This window comes from Streptomyces sp. NPDC001450, from assembly GCF_053597295.1.
The window spans coordinates 247,575-265,872 of sequence record NZ_JBSFHY010000004.1; the positions used below are offsets into that span (position 1 = coordinate 247,575).

The 18,298-nt window shown below is 69.6% G+C and carries 14 protein-coding genes and 2 pseudogenes; 9 read left to right on the forward strand and 7 right to left on the reverse strand.

Annotation, left to right across the window (positions count from 1 at the left end; all coding sequences use genetic code 11):
• Positions 1–87: 87 nt before the first annotated feature.
• From ACWC5O_RS06105 to ACWC5O_RS06115, 3 genes are all read right to left on the reverse strand, one after another.
• The gene (locus ACWC5O_RS06105; RefSeq protein ID WP_450582682.1) at positions 88–432 is read right to left on the reverse strand and encodes a GNAT family N-acetyltransferase; all 345 of its coding nucleotides are present in this window, start codon (positions 430–432) and stop codon (positions 88–90) included.
• 32 nt (positions 433–464) lie between these two features.
• Entirely contained in the window at positions 465–884 is a 420-nt protein-coding gene (gene panD / locus ACWC5O_RS06110) for an aspartate 1-decarboxylase (protein WP_450582684.1), read from the reverse strand.
• Between the two features lie 214 nt (positions 885–1,098).
• The gene (locus ACWC5O_RS06115) at positions 1,099–1,434 is read right to left on the reverse strand and encodes a hypothetical protein (RefSeq protein WP_450582685.1); all 336 of its coding nucleotides are present in this window, start codon (positions 1,432–1,434) and stop codon (positions 1,099–1,101) included.
• Between the two features lie 166 nt (positions 1,435–1,600).
• On the opposite strand from ACWC5O_RS06115, the gene ACWC5O_RS06120 reads away from it, so the two are divergent.
• The 5 genes from ACWC5O_RS06120 to ACWC5O_RS06140 all read left to right on the forward strand — a co-directional run bounded on the left by ACWC5O_RS06120 (position 1,601) and on the right by ACWC5O_RS06140 (position 6,900).
• Positions 1,601–2,530, forward strand: a complete 930-nt coding sequence (locus ACWC5O_RS06120) for a fumarylacetoacetate hydrolase family protein (protein WP_450582687.1) — start codon at positions 1,601–1,603, stop codon at positions 2,528–2,530.
• A 156-nt stretch (positions 2,531–2,686) separates the two neighbouring features.
• Positions 2,687–2,968, forward strand: coding sequence for a hypothetical protein (locus ACWC5O_RS06125; protein ID WP_450582688.1), 282 nt, complete (start codon positions 2,687–2,689; stop codon positions 2,966–2,968).
• Between the two features lie 159 nt (positions 2,969–3,127).
• On the forward strand, positions 3,128–4,228 hold the full coding sequence (locus ACWC5O_RS06130) for a recombinase family protein (protein WP_450582690.1): 1,101 nt from the start codon (positions 3,128–3,130) through the stop codon (positions 4,226–4,228).
• A gap of 258 nt (positions 4,229–4,486) precedes the next feature.
• On the forward strand, positions 4,487–5,128 hold the full coding sequence (locus ACWC5O_RS06135; protein WP_450582691.1) for a carbonic anhydrase: 642 nt from the start codon (positions 4,487–4,489) through the stop codon (positions 5,126–5,128).
• Between the two features lie 1,259 nt (positions 5,129–6,387).
• A complete protein-coding gene (locus tag ACWC5O_RS06140; RefSeq protein WP_450582692.1) occupies positions 6,388–6,900 on the forward strand; it encodes a hypothetical protein in 513 nt (170 codons plus the stop codon).
• 585 nt (positions 6,901–7,485) lie between these two features.
• Here ACWC5O_RS06140 and ACWC5O_RS06145 read toward each other — a convergent pair.
• Together ACWC5O_RS06145 and ACWC5O_RS06150 are read right to left on the reverse strand one after the other, a co-directional pair.
• A complete protein-coding gene (locus ACWC5O_RS06145) occupies positions 7,486–8,463 on the reverse strand; it encodes an L-threonylcarbamoyladenylate synthase (protein ID WP_450582694.1) in 978 nt (325 codons plus the stop codon).
• Positions 8,464–8,933: 470 nt separating this feature from the next.
• The gene (locus ACWC5O_RS06150; protein WP_450582696.1) at positions 8,934–9,137 is read right to left on the reverse strand and encodes a cold-shock protein; all 204 of its coding nucleotides are present in this window, start codon (positions 9,135–9,137) and stop codon (positions 8,934–8,936) included.
• Between the two features lie 30 nt (positions 9,138–9,167).
• Here ACWC5O_RS06150 and ACWC5O_RS06155 point away from each other — a divergent pair, with 30 nt between their 5' ends.
• Entirely contained in the window at positions 9,168–9,332 is a 165-nt protein-coding gene (locus ACWC5O_RS06155; protein WP_450582698.1) for a hypothetical protein, read from the forward strand.
• 276 nt (positions 9,333–9,608) lie between these two features.
• Here the strand turns inward: ACWC5O_RS06155 and ACWC5O_RS06160 are convergent, their stop codons facing one another.
• Both ACWC5O_RS06160 and ACWC5O_RS06165 read right to left on the reverse strand, forming a co-directional pair.
• Entirely contained in the window at positions 9,609–9,806 is a 198-nt protein-coding gene (locus tag ACWC5O_RS06160) for a hypothetical protein (protein ID WP_450582700.1), read from the reverse strand.
• 47 nt (positions 9,807–9,853) lie between these two features.
• Positions 9,854–12,991: pseudogene (locus ACWC5O_RS06165) on the reverse strand (Tn3 family transposase).
• A 121-nt stretch (positions 12,992–13,112) separates the two neighbouring features.
• Here ACWC5O_RS06165 and ACWC5O_RS06170 point away from each other — a divergent pair.
• From ACWC5O_RS06170 to ACWC5O_RS06180, 3 genes and pseudogenes are all read left to right on the forward strand, one after another.
• A complete protein-coding gene (locus ACWC5O_RS06170; protein WP_450582702.1) occupies positions 13,113–13,847 on the forward strand; it encodes an SDR family NAD(P)-dependent oxidoreductase in 735 nt (244 codons plus the stop codon).
• 428 nt (positions 13,848–14,275) lie between these two features.
• Positions 14,276–14,482, forward strand: a complete 207-nt coding sequence (locus ACWC5O_RS06175) for a hypothetical protein (RefSeq protein ID WP_450582704.1) — start codon at positions 14,276–14,278, stop codon at positions 14,480–14,482.
• Between the two features lie 1,911 nt (positions 14,483–16,393).
• A pseudogene (locus ACWC5O_RS06180) lies at positions 16,394–18,094 on the forward strand (SpoIIE family protein phosphatase); the annotation flags it as partial.
• Between the last annotated feature and the right edge of the window lie 204 nt (positions 18,095–18,298).

Genomic DNA, 18,298 nt, shown 5'->3' on the forward strand with positions numbered 1-18,298 from the left:
ACTTCCCGCGTACCCGGGGGCCCGCTCGGCCACTCACCCGACGGCGGCGGGGAACGGGGCCCGGGTGGCCGGAAGGCGTCGGTGTGCTCAGAAGCGTCCGGGGTGGGCCCGCAGCCAGTCCTTCGCGGCCTCGAGCAGCTCCGGGTCGGCGGTCGGGGCCACGTCGGGGTGGCGTTCGGCCCACTTGACGACGTACGGGCACAACGGGGCGACCGGGATGCCCTCGCGCTCGGACACGGCGTACAGCTCACGGGCCAGGGAGCCGGCGATGCCCGTGCCCTCGTGGGCCGGCTCCACGATGGTGTGGACCGGGACCAGGGCGCGCGCGGGCGACTCGAGGACGAAGTACTCGATGTGGGCGACGACTTCGCCGTCACCGACGGCCTCCAGGCGGCCCGCCGCCCGGTCGTCACGGATCTCGATGTCGCTCATGGGCAGGCACGCTCCTGGTCGTCGTCCGCCGGTCAGGCCGAGACGGCCTGCGGGCTGCGCTCCTGGTCCGAGCCGGGCACCGGCTCGGACGGGTCGGCGCCGAGAGCCACGATCCGGTTGTCGGCGTCCACGTGCACGACCCGCGGCCGGAGCGCCCGCGCCTCGGCGTCGGAGACCTGAGCGTAGCTGATGATGATCACCAGGTCTCCGGGGTGCACGAGGTGGGCGGCAGCGCCGTTGATCCCGATGACTCCCGAGCCGCGCTCGCCTTCGATGACGTACGTCTCCAGACGGGCGCCGTTGGTGATGTCGACGATGTGGACCAGCTCGCCGGGCAGCAGGTCGGCGGCGTCCAGCAGGTCGGCGTCGATGGTCACCGATCCCACGTAGTGCAGGTCGGCCTGAGTGACGGTGGCGCGGTGGATCTTGGACTTGAACATGGTACGAAGCATGAAGAAACTCCCGGTTTGTCTGCTCCCTGCCTGCTTTTGCAGGTCAAGGGCCGTCTCGGAGGCTACATCGATTCGCCTGCCCAGTCAGCTGTCGCCAGGTGTTTCAGGACTCACACCGACCCGTTGCTGACTTCTCTGGGGTGCACTCAGGTCGAGTCGACGAGGAATTCCGAACCTGCGTCGGACACTCGGTTCAAGCATCGTTGGGCGAGCGTCATGCGGTGGGCCCCAGTCCGTCGGGCGCGCCTTCGGGCGGGAGCCGGCAGAGGAGTTCCCGCCACGAGGAGACATGCCAGTTCCCGGCACCCCTGACAGTTGGCAGGCGTAGGCCGGTGCGCAGGGTGCCGAACGCGGCGCCGGGGGTGAACATGACGCCGGTCTGCTCCAGAAGGCGGGTGCAGAACTCGTAGGAGCCGATGGGGTGCGTAGGCGATGTCGTGCGGCCGACGCTGATGGTGGCGTGGTCACGGTGGGTGGAGACGTCGGCCGGCGAGTACGGCTTGGACGTGTTGTCGGTGGAGATACCGCGCTCTCGGCCGCCGAGGTGCACAACACCATCAAGTCCGCCTCCGCCACGGCCTTTTCGACGCTGGGGGCCGCCTGGACGCTTTCGTTGGCCCTTCGTCCCGAGCGGGGAGAAGGAGGTCGGCGGCGGCGAGCACGGTGGTGGCTGCGGGGCCGGTCGGCTGCGGCAGGCACGGGGAGACCTTGACCGCGTGGATCCCGGCGCCGGGCAGAACGGCCGGGCAGTGGATGACCTCCACTCCCTGACCGGGCTCCTTGCCGACGGCGGCGGCCTGCCCCGGCTGCTCGACGCGGGCGCAGCGATGGCCGACGCCCCGGCCGGACCCCATGTCTCCGACGTACGGCTGCTGCCGCCGCTCCAGCCGCCCACCGTGCGGGACTTCGTCACCTTCGAGGAACACGTCGAGGGCGTACGGCGGTCCGTCGACGGCAGCGCCGGGGTGCCGGAGCAGTGGTACGCGGCCCCGACCTTCTACTTCGCCAACCCCTACGCCGTGTACGGCCCGCACGACGACATCCCCGTCCCGCCGGGCTCGGCCGTGCTCGACTTCGAACTCGAAGTCGCCGCCGTGATCGGCAAGGAGGGCCGCGATCTCACCCCCGAACAGGCCCGCGACCACATCATCGGCTACACGATCTTCAACGACTGGTCCGCCCGCGACCTGCAGTCCGCCGAGATGAAGGTCGGCCTCGGGCCCTGCAAGGGCAAGGACACCGCCACCACCCTTGGCCCGTACCTCGTCACCGCCGACGAACTGGAGCGGTTCCGGGACCCGGAGGGCTTTCTGCGGCTGGCGCTGACCGCCGAGGTCAACGGCGTGGCGGTCGGCAAGGACCTGCTGTCCGACATGAGCCGGACGTTCGAGGAGACGGTCGCCTACGCCTCCCGCGGCACCTGGGTGCGCCCCGGCGACGTCCTCGGCTCGGGTACCTGCGGCAACGGCGGCTGCCTCGCCGAGCTGTGGGGCGTACGCGGCAGGCAGGACCCGGCGCCGCTGAAGCCCGGCGACACGGTCACGCTCACCGCCGAGGGCATCGGCAGCGTCTCCAACACCGTGGTGGCCGGCTCGGATCCGGCGCCGGTTCCGGCCGCCCGGCGCCGGCTGCGGGAGCGGCCGTGACCGACCTCCACCCGAGGGGGCACCTCCCTGCTCGAGCGGAGCCGAGGGCTTGGGGGAGACTGCTCCGGCCTCGGGGATCAATGGAACCGTGGTTATCGGTGAGAACGATCATGGCCAGGTGGTGGCTCGGCTGGGGGCTGGCTCGTTGATCTGGTCATGGACATCGACCACGTACACCCCGAGTCCGATCCGGCGGAGGCCCTGCGCGCGGAGTTCGGCCGACTCGTGCTCTGTGACCCCGGCGGGGCCATGGAGTTCGCGCGGCGGCTCGTGAAGGAGTTGCACGCGGCGGCGCTGGCGGCGACCGGGAGGGCCCGTGAAGCCGGCGTCGGCTTCGCGGAGATCGGCAAGGCGCTGGCCTTGGTGGAGGAGTCGGGCGACGTCCTGTTGAAGGCCGCGGAGATCCTGCTGGGGCGGTCGGGCGCCGCACTGGTGTAGCAGTGAGTGACGACGGTGACGGTGTGTCCTTCGCAGAAATGACCGGTTGCGAGAGTTCTGCGAGAGCCCCGAAAGCGATCACGTTTCCGCAGGTCGCGACTCGCAGAAGTCCTCTCAAAACCCGCACGTTGTGCGAGACAGTTCTGACAGACTTCCGGGGTGGATCTGACGCCCGATCAAGCTGCAATCGCGGTAGAACGAAACGACTGTCCGAAGTGTGACGCCCCGGCCGGCAGTCCCTGCCGCACCCGCGGCGGGAAGACCACGACGAAGTACCACACCGCCCGCTTCATCCTCGTGCCCGCACTCCGCGAGGAACTCGACGTCCTCGTGCCCGAGGACCGCGGCTCGGGACGGCCGTGGAAGCCGGGCCCGCCCGTCGAGGCCGCCCCGGCGGCGCCGGCGGCCAAGCCGATCCGGATCGGGTACGCCCGCTGCTCGACCGCCCAGCAGGAGTTGCAGAGCCAGCTCGACGCGCTCGAACCACTGTGCAAGCGGATCTTCTCCGAGAAGATCAGCACCCGGGTGAAGACCCGGCCGAAGCTGGAGCAGGCGCTGAAGCTGGCGTACGACATCAAGGAGGCCGCCCCCGACCAGGAGGTCATCCTCACCGTCCACGAGCTCAAGCGCCTCGCCCGCAACGCCGCCGAGCTGATGACCCTGTCCAACCAGCTCCAGAGGGCCGGCGTCCAGCTCGAACTCCTCACCGGCCCCCTCACCGGCATCTACGACCCCAACGACATGGGCGCGATGTTCTTCGCCGTGCTCGCCGTCGCCGCCCAGCTCGACCGCAACTACATCCGGGAGAAGACCCTGGAAGGTCAGGTCGCCGCCGCGACCAAGGGCAACCACGGCGGACGGCCGAAGGTCATCGACGACGACATGCTCCTGTTCGCCCGCGCACTCAAGGACAAGGGCGTCCCCGTCCCGGAGATCGCCAAGAAGCTGACCATCAAGACCGGCAAGAACGCAGGTCAGCACCCCTCCGTCGCCTCCGTCTACCGCGCGCTCGCCGAAAGCGAGGCGACCGAGGCACCGGCCGGGCCGGAGATCATCGCCCCGCGTCGGCCGACCCGAGTGGACCTCACCGGCCCCGGTAGCGGCACCGACCCCGGGCTGATGGATCGCCTCACGCAGCAGGTTCTCGACGGCACGAGCGACGAGGTGATTGACGCGCTCACTGAGCAGACCGACGACGGAGCGAAGGGCGTGGTGGCCCAGCTGCTGGCGCAGGCCCGCAACGGCGGGGATGGCGAGTGATCCCGGGCGGTCCGCCCTCGTTCGGCCGACAGCGCGGGCGGCACCTGGCCCGTTGTGCGGATGTGGACGACGAACGGAGGGTCCTGGACCGGTCGGCGTACGGGGCGGGGCAGCACCGTCGCGCGCTGAGGTTCCATACCGAGGCCGCTCTCGCCGGGCGCCTGGGAGTGATGGCAAGGCCGTCGGTGTGGCCCGACCTGGTGAGCTCCGGCGGGACCAGGCGGTGCGACGGCTGGTGCCGGCTCGTAGGCTGCCGCCATGACCGAGATCCAGAACCCGACACCCCGCGACGCCTTCAAGCTGCTCATGGCCGGTAACCAGCGCTTCGTCTCAGGCACCCCCGAGCACCCGAACCAAGACGCCGTACGCCGCACCGAGACCGCACCGTCCCAGCAGCCCTTCGCCGTGCTGTTCGGGTGCTCCGACTCCCGCCTGGCCGCCGAAATCATCTTCGACCGCGGCCTGGGCGACCTGTTCGTGGTGCGCACCGCGGGGCATGTCGCCGGTGCAGAAGTCCTCGGTTCCATCGAGTACGGCGTGAGCGTGCTCGACGCCCCGCTCGTCGTCGTGCTCGGCCACGACTCGTGCGGGGCCATCGCAGCCGCCCGTGCCGCCGCCGACGGCGGCAGGGTGCCCGGCGGCTTCGTCCGTGACGTTGTCGAACGGGTGACGCCGAGCGTGCTGGCAGCCCGCGCCACCGGACGCGACCAGGCCGAAGAGATCCTGGCCGAACACATCGAGAACACCGTGGACCTGCTGCTCGAACGCTCCCGCGTCCTGGCCGAGCGGGTGGCCGCAGGCCGCCTCGGCGTGGTGGGGCTGTCCTACCGACTGGCCGACGGCAGTGCACAGCTCGTCGCCTCTCGCGGCCTCGATGCGGCGGTACCCGCCGCGTCCTGACCGCCCCGACCGTGACTGCCACGGAGTGATTTGCCCCGGTGTGAGGAGACCCGTATACGTGGATGGGGGACCTACTGGCTTTGTACGCGAGTAGCGACGTCGTTTTGACACGAGGTTGGAAGTCGCACGCTCGCGCGAATAAGCGGTGTTCACGAGAACGGGAGGCACCCGTTGGCAGTCGTCTTCACCAGCGGGCAAGGCCCAGTCCTCGTATAGCTATTTCGCGGAGAAGCGCATCGCCGCCCTCGAAGCCGAGCTTGTCGAAGGCGGACAGAATGATGGCGGCTGAACCAGCAATCAGGCTGATGTTCTATCGCCGAATCTTGGATTGGGACCTGGCCACTGCGTCGGCGACGGTGCCCCGACCCGCGCACCCTCGCGGCGGTGGGACGGCTTGGCGTTCCGCACCGAACGCACAGGTGAGACGACTTCCCGCCAATCTCGACTACAGGCAGTGTCGTGCGGTTACTAACTGCTCTCATGGTGGGGTGCGGGACGAGCCGCGCACGGGCCGTGCGTCGCCAGCCGGTCCGGTTGAGCAGGCAGGAGAGTCCAGTGGCAACAGAGGAACTCAGCACCGCAAGTGAGGACGAAACCAAGGACCCTCGGGCTTTCACTCCCACGGCCGCCGTGCTCGAACGGTCAGAGCGGGCTCAGGAAGAACTCAAGGCCCGGGGCCTTAAAGTGTGGGTGGAAACCAAGTGGTGGAAGTTCGAGGTCCACATGAACGCCGAAGCAGCGGCGATTGCACCCGACGTCGCAGAGCTGATCGGAGATTTCGTCTCGGCGTTTCTACCTGAGCCCTACGGCACGATCGTCGAGGTGTACGCGAAGGTCCGTGGCGAGTGGATCAAGCAGGTCGCTGACGGCGGGGCCTGCAAGCTCGTCTCCCCATGGCTGGCTCCCGGCTGGCTGATCCCAGTGCGGGTCAGGGTGGAGGACATGGCCCTGTACTGGAACGTGTACGAGCCGGACAACGGCTGGAGCGCGAGCGAGAAGTTCGTCGGCCAGATGACCGCTGAAAACCCCGCGCTTGCCATGTACAAGGGCAAGATCTACTGCGTGTACCGCGGCTCGCACCAGCAGCACCTGTTCTGGACGGTCTACGACCCCGATGGAGGCGGCTGGAGCCCGGGAACCCAGATGCCCGGCAACTACGCCAGCCCCTCCTCCCCGGCCCTGGCGTGCACCGCGGGACCGACGGCAAAACCCTGCACTCCGTCAGCTATGACGGAAACCGCTGGGGGAACGCCCAGCAGATGGGCAGTCAGCAGACCGGGACCGGGCCGGCGCTGGGCGTCTTCAACAACCGCCTGTACTGCGTCTACCGCGGGGCCTATGACGCACGGCTGTTCTGGACGCGGTTCGACGGCACCACCTGGAGCGGCGGACAGCCGATCGGCAGCCAGAAAACCGGCGCGGAACCTGCTCTGGCCGCCTACAACGGCGCCCTGTACTGCGTCTACACCGGGTCCCACGACCGACAGCTGTTCTGGACCCGGTTCGACGGCACCAGCTGGAGCGGCGGACAGCCCATCGGTACCCAGGAGAGCGATGACGGCCCGGCACTGGAGGTCTTCGATAACAAGCTCTACTGCGTCTACAAGGGCGGCACCGTCGAGCAGATGTTCTGGACACGGTTCGACGGCACCAGTTGGAACAACGGCGCCCAGACCGGCCACGCCAGCGCCCACGGCCCCGCCCTCATCGCAGGCAAAGACAAGAACGGCACCCACGCACAACTGATGTGCGTACACCGCGGCGTCAGCTAGAACAGACTCGTGGTCCCGTGACGGTTCTGGTCCCGAGGCCCATCATCGGATTCTCCGGGCCGTCAGACGGCACAACCCCGTAGGACGGGGCCCCGTTCTTCGGTGTCGTGAAGAGGGCCTAGGCACCTGACCCAGAACAACCGGCAGCCCTCCGTCAGCTCGACCGGCGGAGGGCTGCGTCACGGCCGCTCACGTGCGGAACCCAGATGCGAGGCAGCGCGACTGCTGCCAGAAGCCGTGAACATCTGGGCCGTCCACCAACCGTTGCCTGCCTCCCGAACCGCTGTCGAAACGCTGCCCATTTCCGCGAACAGAGCCAACCCACCGGGTTCACCGCTCGATCACCCCGGAAGGGCACCACCCGATGGCTCACGGAGCCGACCACGCGCCCAGCACCGCCCCCCGCGCCGACCTGGCGCGGGCCGCGGGCTGCGAGGTGTGCCGGGGATGGGGAACGGTCGTCACCGACGACGGACGGCACGAGCTGTGCCCGGCCTGCCAGACCGGCGCAAGCTCAGCCGAATCCGCCACGAATCCGCCAGGTCCCCGCACCCGGGAGCAGTAAGGGCAGGGTGTCGGCGCTGGTCACACGGTGGTCCGGGGCCCCGCGGCGCGGCGGAGCCGGTTGACGATCGCCAGTCCCAGCCCCTCCTCCGCCGGCAGTGACGCGACGATGAGGTCGCACCCCCGCTGGTCGAGTTCACGCAGGAACCCGTACAGCCCGCGCGCATAGGCGGCCATCGAACCGGGGACCTGCACCACCGCGTGAGCCTTCACCTCGGCGCCGGCGAAGGCGGCAGGAAGAAAGACGCCGACCCGGTGCCCCAGCTCCTGCGCCAGCTCCGCCTCGGCGACGACCTTCTCCGGCTCGACCAGGACGACCCGCGCCCGCGGCGCGTAGTGCGACGGATGCTGGCCCGGCACCCGGATGTGGCTGGTCGCAGGGACCGCGAGCGGGCATCCCAGCACTGCTTCGAGGTCCTCGCGCGTCACCCCGCCGGGCCGCAGGATGGTCGGGATCTCGCCGGTGGCGTCGACGATGGTCGACTCGACACCGACCTCGCAAGGGCCGCCGTCCAGCACGAAGTCGACGGCGTCGCCGAGCTCGGCACGGACGTCGTCCGCGGTCGTGGGGCTCACCGAGCCGAAGCGGTTGGCGGACGGGGCCGTGACACCGCCGCCGAAGGCCGACAGCAGCGCGAGTGCGACGGGGTGGTCAGGCACGCGCACGGCCACCGTCTCCAAGCCACCGGTCGCCTCCAGAGGCACCCGGCACCCGCGCCGAAGGACCAGCGTGAGGGGCCCCGGCCAGAAGCGTTCGGCCAGCAGGCGGGCCGTCGCGGGCACGTCCTCGACCCAGTCGTCCAGGTGCTCCGCGCTGGCGATGTGCACGATCAGCGGGTGCGAGGGCGGGCGCCCCTTGACCTGGAAGATGCGCGAGACGGCGGCTGGGTCCTCAGCGTTGGCGCCCAGTCCGTAGACGGTCTCGGTCGGGAGAGCCACCAGGCCGCCGGCACGCAGCACACCGGCCGCCTTCTCGATGTCACTGGTTCTTGCCGTCACCCTCGCAATCCTAGGAGCACAAAGGACCGGCGACGGCCATGATCGATCCCAGCGCCAACTGCGGCCTCACTGACCCCGGGCCGCTCAAGATCAACTACTGGCGGCCTTGGCGCTTATCTCGGCGACACCCCTCTCACCGCGGCCGAGGCCCGCCTCACCGTGACGTGGCACCTGCTCTCCTGCCCGCACTACGCGGCCGACCGCGTCCTGGCGGGAGAAGAGGACTGACCCCGAGCGTCACGCAGCGCTACATGTCCGTTCGCCGTAGCTATACGAGGACAGGGCCGACGAGGGGGGGTAGCTCTGTTCACCAGCACTCTGGTGAACAGAGCCAAAGCGGCCGGGTGCTGCCAAAGTCCCCCGGTAGCCCTTCTCCAGATCCGCCCCGCCATCGGGTCTTGGGGCCGAGATGACCAGGGGTGGTCAGCCCACATGGCTGACTACCCCTATGCGGCTGGAAGGGCTGGGGATCAGACGGCCTGGATGTTGGCTGCTAGGTTGCCCTTCGGGCCGGTCTTGACGGTGAAGGCCACCATCTGGCCCTCCTTGAGGGTCTTGAACCCGTTCATCGTGATCTCGGAGAAGTGAGCGAGAAGCTCTTCGCCGCTGCTGTTTGAAATGATGATGCCGAATCCCTTTGCATCGTTGAACCACTTCACGATGCCGGTTTCCATACCGCCTCCAAGGGATATCTGCCGAGTGTGATGGCCAGACGGCCTCACAAGCACAAGATCTTCGCCGAGGGCGCTGGGCCTGGACAAGGGCGCCTCGCCGTCGCAGTAGAGGCATTACGCACGGAGCTACTGCGGCAGCAGCTCGATCAGACCATCCACGAGCTGGTCGACAACCACGAGGCCGGCGCCGGCTAGACACCATCTCCACCGCTGCCCCGACACGCCAACGGTGCTCTCGACTCCCGGCGAGCTGCTGGCATACGCGCGGCCAGGCGACACCGTGCACATCTCCGAGATGTTCCGCCTCGTACGCGGCAACCAGCACATCCTCGACGTCCTCGACGTCCTGCACAGGCGTACCGCGCCCGCTGCACCGAACAGCGCCGCATCCGGGGCGACCCGCCCGGGCGCGCGTTGCGCTCTCCCGCCCCTACTGGCCGGTACCACGCCTGGACGTCACGATCGCGGAGTTCACCCCAGCGGCGCCACGGCCGCGGCAGGAGCGGGCTGGTCCGGGCCGTCCGGGTGGGCGCGCTCGACGTGGGCGTCCCGCATCTCGGTCAGGGCCTCGTACCAGCTGTCGAAGCTCCCGCCGGCCTCCTCCTCGTGCTCCAGCACGTCGGCTTCGGCGACGGCGTAGCCGTAGCAGGCCGCACAACCAGGTCGCACCCCTCGGACCTTCCTCTCGCTGTCCCGCGTACGGGCGCAAACGGTACTCACTCGTCGGTGTCCTCGTCGTCGGCCTCGGCCGGGTCGCGCAGGGGCCGCAGGTCGCCGCCGGCCGGGACGGAGGGCCGGAAGCTGTAGCGGCCGAGCACGTTGAGGTTGGCGTGCTTGAGCGGGGAGAGCCGGGCCACGTCCTCGTCCAGCACTTGGTGCTCGCGTTCCTCGGCGGGCAGCGCGCGCAGCTGCTCGACGGCGGCGTCCAGGTAGCGGGTGGTCCACAGCACCGCGGCGTTGAGGACCAGGCCGAGCGCGCCGAGCTGGTCCTCCTGCCCCGTCCTGTACGCCTGCATGATCTGCCCGCGCTTGCCGTGGCAGATGTCGCGGGCGAGCTTGTGCCTGGACTCCTGGACGGTGAGCTGGCGGTTCATCTGCCGCCGGTAGGTGTCGTCCACCGGGTCGACCACCCGCAGCAGGTGCAGCGTCTTGGCGATCCGCCCGTACTCGGCGAACGCGGTGCCCAGCGGGGTGGGGCGGCCTTCGCGGCCGAACATCCGCAGCAGGTCGTAGGCGCGGACCTGGCCGGTCACCAGGGAGCCGGCCACCCGCAGCATGTCCGGCCAGTGGGTGACCACCTTGGTGAGGTTGACCCGGTTGCGGGCCAGTGGCTCCAGCGGCCCGTAGTCGCCGGTGGTGACGCCGGGCAGTTCGGCCCACCAGAACCGCTGGTCGGCCAGGTCGCGGAAGCGGGGCGAGAAGTTGTAGCCGAGCATCGAGAACAGCCCGAAGACCATGTCGGAGCAGGAGGCGTTGTCGGTGGCGACCATCTCCGGGCGGGCGCCGGCGTCGAGGTTCAGCAGGGTGTCCAGGATGTGCAGCGAGTCGCGCGGGGTTCCCGGCACCACCATCTGCCCGATGCCAGCAACCTGGTCATTTACGGCATTTAGCCATGTAATGCCCCTTTTGAAGTGGTAGTACGTGGGTGACGGCCCGGCGCTGATCGTGCGCTTCGGCACGACGAACCGCAGCCCGTCCACCGAGGCCAGCAGGCCCTCGCCCCAGTGCGCGACGATCGGCACCCGCCCCTGGGCCGTGATGAGGCTGGCGTTCGCGGCGGCGATCGTGTCGGACCGCAGGTAGTACTGGTCCACGTGCACCAGCCGGGCCCTCGTCAGCGCCTCGTCGTCCGCGTCGATGACCGGGGTGTAGCCGATGTTGCACGCCTCGGCGACCAGCAGCGCCACCAGCGAGGTCTTCACCCGCTCCATCCGGGGCCGGCCGCCGTCCAGGTGCACGAAGGCGTCCAGGAACCCGGTCCAGGAGTCCACCTCGAACAGCAGGTCCGGCAGGTCGACCCTGGGCAGCATCGCCGCGGCGGTCCGCCGCAGCCACCGCAGCGACTTCGACTCGCCGAGCGCGCCGAGCCGGTCCACGTTCAGCTTCAACCGGCCGTTCGGCTGCACCACGAAGCTCAGCTTCGCGTCCTGCCCGGCCTCCTCCAGCCGCTCGGCCATCAGCCGCCAAGCCGCGTCCAGCGCACCGACCCGCTCGGCCAGGTGCTCGGCCACCGGCTGATCCAGGCTCAGGCCGTGCAGCACGTCCGCCTGCACCGCCTCCCACTGTGGCCCGTCCAGCAGCCGGGCCCTCGGATCGGCCCAGCGCGCGGACGGGGAGGCGAACACGTCCCGGCGCCCGAGCGCGCGGTAGAGCTGCTCCAGCACGCACACCACGTAGGCGTCGCGGTCCACTGCCCCCTGCGGCAGCTCGGGGTTGGAGAACACCGCCTTCTTCCAGGCCGACGGCACCAGCTTCTGGTCGATCTCGCGCGGCAGCAGCGGCTTGGCCTTCACCTTGCGCCGGGCCAGCGCCGGCAGCCGCTTGACCGCCTCCAGCACCCGCCGCCCGCCGGAGGCCGCGCCCAGCGCCGAGGATTCGCCGAGCAGGGACAGGAACGGGCGCACGGTGTTGTAGCGGCCGGCCAGCGCGCGGCGCATCTCCGCCTCGGCCTCGTCGTCGCCCGGCGGCAGCAGCTCGTCCAGCAGCCGCGCGGCGGCCTCAACCTCGGCGCGCGGGCCCACCTCGGCCTCCAGGGCCCGGTACATCGCCGCCGCGTCCAGGTCGGCGCCGGCCTCGGCGACCAGGTCCAGCTGCCCGCTCCACAGCCGGTACGCCGCCTGCACGGTGCGCGATGCCTTCGCCAAGCGCGGCCAGGAGGCCAGCCAGTCCTTGTCCGTGGCCCGCTTCGCCGCGTTCAGCAGCTTCACCTGCATCAGCAGCGCGAACACGTCCAGCGCGTCGTCGATCGCGGAGGCTTCCAGGTGCCGCACCACCGAGGTCAGCAGCGCGGTGCGGCGCGGCTCCGGGGTGCGCTCCAGGATCGGCGCCTTCGACCCCAGCCCGACCCGGGCCAGCGTCGCCAGCCGGTTCGGTGGCACCTTGTCCACCTTCACCCGGCCCAGCCGGAACCCCGAGATCTCCTCCACCCGCTCCAGCGCCTTGGCCATGCTGGTGCCGGTCGTGCGCGTCGGCGGCCGGCGCAGCCGCTCCAGCTCCGACACCCGCCTGCCCTCCGGCACTTCGAGCAGCGCCACCAGGTCGGCGGGCAGTGCGGCGTCCGCACGCCGGGCCGCGTTGGCCACGGTCGCGCGCAACCGGTTCTCCGCGACCTTGCACCGCGGCGACCTGCTTGGCGAGCACCGAGACGCCCGGCAGCAGCACCCGGTTGCGCCGCAGCCACCCGACCGCCTGGTTGAACAGCGCCACCGGCCCCTCGGCGTGCGTCCAGGCCCGCCCGTGCAGGAACGTGCGGAACTTCCGGCCCCACTCGTGGTCCTCGAACTGGTGGTAGCCGTAGGCGTCCCGGATCTCCCAGGCGTGGTCGTACGCGGTCTGCCGGCGCTCGGCGTACCGCTTCACCACCGAGGGGTCCTCGATCCCCAGCTGCACGGCCAGGTGCTCGACCACCGACCACGGCACGTCCAGCGGGTCGTCCACCAGGAACCGGCCCACGTACCGGACGGTGCACATCTGCACCGCGAACCCGAGCTGCTGGTGGGGCGCGCGCCTCAGCGCGATCAGGTCCCGGTCCACGTCGTCCAGGTAGAAGAACCGCTCCAGCTCCGGGCGGTCGGCTCCTCAACGAACCGTCCGTACGCCTCGGCCTGCTCATCAGTTAAGAACTCAACCGGCACGGGCGGAGGGTAGCCGGACTGACGCCCGATCAGTTAGCCGTGACCCGAACCCCTGCGCGAAGGCCAGCACCCGTGGTAGAGGCGCCCACCATGATCCATCTCACCGATAACCACGGTTCCATTGATCCCCGAGGCCGTGCTCGGCAAGGTCGTCGTCGTCACGGGTGCCGCCCGCGGCCAGGGCGCCGCGGAGGCCGAGGCACTGACGCGCGAGGGCGCCCGGGTGATCGCCACCGACGTGACGGACGCACCCGGCTGCCGCCGCCTCGACGTCACCAGCGAGCAGGACTGGGCGGAGCTCGCCGCCGACCTGCGCGAGGCGTACGGACAGGTGCACGGCCTGGTCAACAATGCGGGCGTCACCTGGCGCGCTCGCATCGACGACGTGCGCCCCGAGGACATGGCCCGGGTCCACGGGGTCAACGTCACCGGTCCACTCCTGGGCATCCAGCAGCTGACGCCGCTGATGCGCCCGGGGGCGTCGATCGTGAACATCGGTTCGTCGGCGGCGCTGACCGCCCACTACCCGGTCGCGTACACGGCCGGCAAGTGGGCACTGCGCGGTCTGTCGGCCACCGCCGCCATGGAACTGGGGCCGCGCGGCATCCGTGTCAACATCATCCACCCCGGTTTCATCGAGACGGACATGACCGCCTCCGCAGCGCCCGCGTTCCGCGTGGCCAACCTCGCCGGGACTCCGCTGGGCCGCACCGGCACCGCCGACGACATCACCCCGCTCGTCACCTTCCTCCTCTCCGACGACGCGTCCTTCATCACCGGAGCCGAGATCCCGGTCGACGGCGGCCTCACCGCGCACGGTGGTGCCAAGCCGATCTCGGACGCCATACGCAAGTAGCAGCAGAAAGGCCCTCACACTCATGGACATGGTCTGCGTGAGCGCCGCGGAGGCGGTTGCCGACATCACGGACAGGTGCCTCGCGCACGCCGGGGAAGCCGCGGATCCGTGATCGCCGAGGTGGCAGACGATCTCGAACTCCGACAACCGCCCGCGACCAGCACGAGAACACGATCAACGATTCACACGGCCGCATGACCAGCGACTTCAAGATGGCGGATCTTCAATGGGCGCGCCGGGCCGGCCGGCCGCCCTTCACGCACAGCAGGTAGTGGGGGTGGCGGCTCGGCGAGGTAGCGGGCGTCTCGGTGCCGTGTTGAACTGAGCAGAGTGCGCGTCACTACGGCACCGATCGACGCCGCGGTTTGACATCGGTCGAATTCGGGTGTGCGTCGCAAAGCCTGACATTGAGGATGTGGAGGCGGCTCATGGCGCAGTCGCGAGACGACGAGCAGCTCAGTCTGCGCCTGACGGCCGTAGCGGCGTTGGGGTTCGTGCTGTTCGTTCCGCCGTTCTTGGCGCGGTTCGATCACATGGGCCAGGTCTTCGGCGTCCCCGTTCTCGCGGCTTACCTGTTTCTCGTCTGGGCGATCGTGATCGGTCTGGTCGCCGTGATCGGCGGCAGATCGAGGTAGGCCGTGCTCCAGACCTGGTTCATCGTCGCTGTTTCGGCCGGGTACCTCGGTCTGCTCTTCGCTGTGGCCTTCTACGGTGACCGGCGGGCAGATTCCGGTCGGAGCATCATCAACAATGCCACGATCTACGCCCTGTCCTTCGCCGTGTACGCCACCTCGTGGACTTACTACGGCAGCGTGGGCTGGGCAGCCAGGGCTGGAGTCGGCTTCCTGCCGATCTACCTGGGGCCGACGCTCATGCTCGCGCTGGGCTGGCTGGTGCTGCGCAGAATCATCCGGATAAGCCACCAGCACCGGATCACCTCGCTGGCCGACTTCGTCTCCGCCCGCTACGGCAAGAGCACCGCGCTGGGTTGTCTGGTGACGATCATCGCTGTGGTGGGGGTTGTTCCCTACATCTCGCTGCAGCTCAAGGCGGTCTCCACCACCTTTGCGGTCATTCGACGGCACCCCGTGGTCACCTCCGAGCCGGGCCATATCCCGCTGTTTCAGGACACCGGGTTGTATGCAGCGCTGGTGCTCGCCGCGTTCACCATCGTCTTCGGCACCCGCCATCTGGACGCCACCGAACGCCACGAGGGCATGGTCGCCGCCATCGCGTTCGAGTCCGTGGTCAAGCTCGTGGCGTTCCTCTCGGCCGGGATTTTTGTGGCCTTCTGGATGTTCGGGGGGCTCCACGACCTGTTCTCCCGGGCCGCGGACGCCGGCCTCACCACGATGTTCACGCTGCACGAGCAGACCGGCTACGGCATGTGGGTCTGGCTCATGGTGCTGTCCATGCTGGCGATCGTGCTGCTGCCCCGGCAGTGGCAGATCAGCGTTGTCGAGAACGTCGACGAGAAGCACCTCAAGCGGGCGATGTGGCTGTTCCCGCTGTACCTGCTCGCGATCAGCATCTTCGTGCTTCCGATCGCAGCCGGCGGGCTTCTGCGGTTCGGAAAGGCCGTCGACGCCGACACCTATGTGCTGACCCTGCCGATGGCCGAAGGCCAGGAGGCACTCGCCCTGCTCGTCTTCATCGGCGGCCTCAGCGCGGCCACCAGTATGATCATCGTTGAGACGATCGCGCTCAGCACCATGGTGTCGAACTCACTCGTGATGCCGCTGCTGCTGCGCAGCAAGTCCCGGCTGGCGCGCCGGGACAACCTTGCCGGGCTGGTGCTGGGCATTCGCCGGGCGACCATCGTGCTGGTCCTGCTGCTCGGGTACGCGTACTTTCGGCTTGCGGGCGAACAGACGGCATTGGTGTCGATCGGCCTGGTGTCGTTCGCGGCTGTGGCACAGTTCGCGCCCGCCATCCTGGGCGGCCTGTTCTGGAAGGGTGGTACCCGCCGAGGAGTGCTGGTCGGCCTGGTGGCGGGGTTCGCCGTGTGGGCGTACACCCTGGTGCTGCCGACCTTCGCCGATGCCGGGTTGCTGTCTGCTTCCTTCTTGCGGGAGGGCCCGCTCGGCATCGGGCTGCTCCGGCCGCAGCATCTGCTGGGCGTGGCGGGAATGGACCCGATCAGCCATGCGATGTTCTGGAGTGTCCTGCTGAACTTCGGCGGGTATGTCGCAGTCTCCCTCGCGGACCGACCGGACGCTGCCGAGCGGGCGCAGGCGGTGCAGTTCGTCGAGATCCTCGAAGAGCCTGTCAGGGTGCGGCGCTGGCAGGTCCGTGCCACGGTCGGCGAACTGCAGACCCTGCTGGAGCGCTTCCTCGGGCGGGAGGGCGCCCAGCGGGCGCTGCGCTCCTACCCTGGAGGAAGACCGGACTCACTGGCAGCCGAAGCGCCGCCGGAGCTGGTCCATCACGCGGAAGCCCAGCTCGCTGGTTCGGTGGGCGCCGCGTCCGCGCGTCTTGCGATCGCCGCGGTGGCCGGAGAGGAGGAGGTCGGCACCGAAGAAGTGATGGAGATGATCGGCGAGGCGTCGCAGCGGGTCGAGCTGGTCCGGTGGCGGCTGAAATTGCTCTACGACGCGACCGGCGGCATCGGCACCACCCTCGATGTGACCCGTACAGCCGAAGAGCTGACGCAGGTCGCGGTTCCGCGCTTCGCCGACTACGTCGCCGTCGACCTGGCCGAGTCCGTGCTGCGCGACGAGGAACTGGGGATGAACGGCACAGGCAACGGCAGCAAGCGGATGCAGCGCGCGGCCGTCAGCGGCATCCGCGACGACGCTCCCTTCTTCGCCGTCGGTGACCTGATCACTTTCGGGCCGTCCTCGCCGCAGGCCCGCAGCGTCGAGAGCGGGCAGGCGGTCCTGGTGCCTCGTCTGCGTGATGCCACGCGATGGCAGGAGGTGGACCCCGCGCGGGGCTCCCGCATCATCGACTACGGGATCCATTCGCTCATCACGGCGCCGCTGTCCGCCCGCGGCGTGCTGCTGGGCGTCGTCCACTTCTGGCGCTCCGAGAAGCCCGAGCCCTTCGATCAGGACGATCTCTCCCTCGCGGCCGAACTGGCAACCCGAGCCGCCGTGTCCCTCGACAACGCACGCCGCTACACCCGCGAGCACGGCTTGGCCGTGGCGCTGCAGCGGAGACTGCTGCCCCGCGCGCTGCCCGAACAGAACGCCGTCGAGGTCGCTTCCCGTTACCTCCCCGCGCAGGCAGTCGGCGGCGACTGGTTCGACGTCATCCCGCTGCCGGGCGCCAGGGTGGCGCTGGTCATGGGCGACATCGTCGGGCACGGACTGCATGCCGCAGCCACCATGGGGCAGCTGCGCACCGCCGTGCACAACTTCTCCACCCCCCTGGACCTGCCGCCCGACGAACTCCTCAGCCACCTCGACGAGTTGGTCGCCCTTATCGACCAGGACGCGATCGCGGCCGGCGACAAGACCACCGTCACCGGCGCCACCTGCCTGTACGCGGTCTACGACTCCGTGTCCGGCAACTGTGCCATCGCCAGCGCCGGCCACCTCGCACCCGCGCTCGTACGCCCCGACGGGACGGTGGAGTTCCTGGACGTGCCGTCCTGCCTTCCCCTCGGCATCGGCGGACTGCCCTTCGAGTACGCCGAGTTGCGTCTGCCCGAGGGCAGCCGGCTCGTCCTGTTCACCGACGGCCTCGTCGAGCGCCGCGACCTGGACGTCGACACCGGGCTCCGGCTGCTCCGCGAGACGCTGGCGCGCGCGGACCAGTCGCCCGAGGAGACCTGCGACGCCGTGCTCGACGCCCTGCTCCCGGAGCTCCAGAGCGACGACATCGCGCTGCTCGTCGCCCGTACGCGGGTGCTGGGGCCCGGGCAGGTCGCCGAGTGGGACGTGGAGTGCGACCCTGCCGCCGTTCGCCGCGTACGCGCCGCCGTCTCCGCCCGGCTCATGGAGTGGGGGCTGGAGGACCTCGTGGACACCACGGAGCTGATCTGCAGCGAACTGATCACCAACGCCATGCGCCACGCCACAGGGCCCATCAAGGCGCGGTTGATCCGCGACCGTGCGCTCATCTGCGAGGTCTCCGACCACAGCAGCACCTCGCCGCATCTGCGCTATGCGGCCAGCACGGACGAGGGCGGACGGGGCCTCTTCCTCGTGGCCCAGTTCGCCGAGCGCTGGGGCACGCGCTACACCAAGGACGGCAAGGTCATCTGGGCGGAGCAGGCGACACCGGGGACGCTCGGCGGCTGACCGGCGCCGCCCACGGACCCGGCCGCCCGCCCCGCACATGATCGCCCGGTCCCGATGTCACGGCGCCTTTCGGCGACTTCCCGCTCGCGCAACTCATGCAGTCTGCTGCCTTGCTGACGTAGCCCACCATTCACCGTCCACCGTTGCTGTGGGTGGGTGACGAACTCGTCGACGACGGGGCTGCCTCCTCTCCCTCTCCCCCCC

Coding starts and splice junctions, on each gene's coding strand:
- ACWC5O_RS06105 (WP_450582682.1), bottom strand. CDS start 432: ATGAGCGACATCGAGATCCGTGACGACCGGGCGGCGGGCCGCCTGGAG.
- panD (WP_450582684.1), bottom strand. CDS start 884: ATGCTTCGTACCATGTTCAAGTCCAAGATCCACCGCGCCACCGTCACT.
- ACWC5O_RS06125 (WP_450582688.1), top strand. CDS start 2,687: ATGGACATCGACCACGTACACCCCGAGTCCGATCCGGCGGAGGCCCTG.
- ACWC5O_RS06135 (WP_450582691.1), top strand. CDS start 4,487: ATGACCGAGATCCAGAACCCGACACCCCGCGACGCCTTCAAGCTGCTC.
- ACWC5O_RS06140 (WP_450582692.1), top strand. CDS start 6,388: ATGGGCAGTCAGCAGACCGGGACCGGGCCGGCGCTGGGCGTCTTCAAC.
- ACWC5O_RS06150 (WP_450582696.1), bottom strand. CDS start 9,137: ATGGAAACCGGCATCGTGAAGTGGTTCAACGATGCAAAGGGATTCGGC.
- ACWC5O_RS06155 (WP_450582698.1), top strand. CDS start 9,168: ATGGCCAGACGGCCTCACAAGCACAAGATCTTCGCCGAGGGCGCTGGG.
- ACWC5O_RS06175 (WP_450582704.1), top strand. CDS start 14,276: ATGGCGCAGTCGCGAGACGACGAGCAGCTCAGTCTGCGCCTGACGGCC.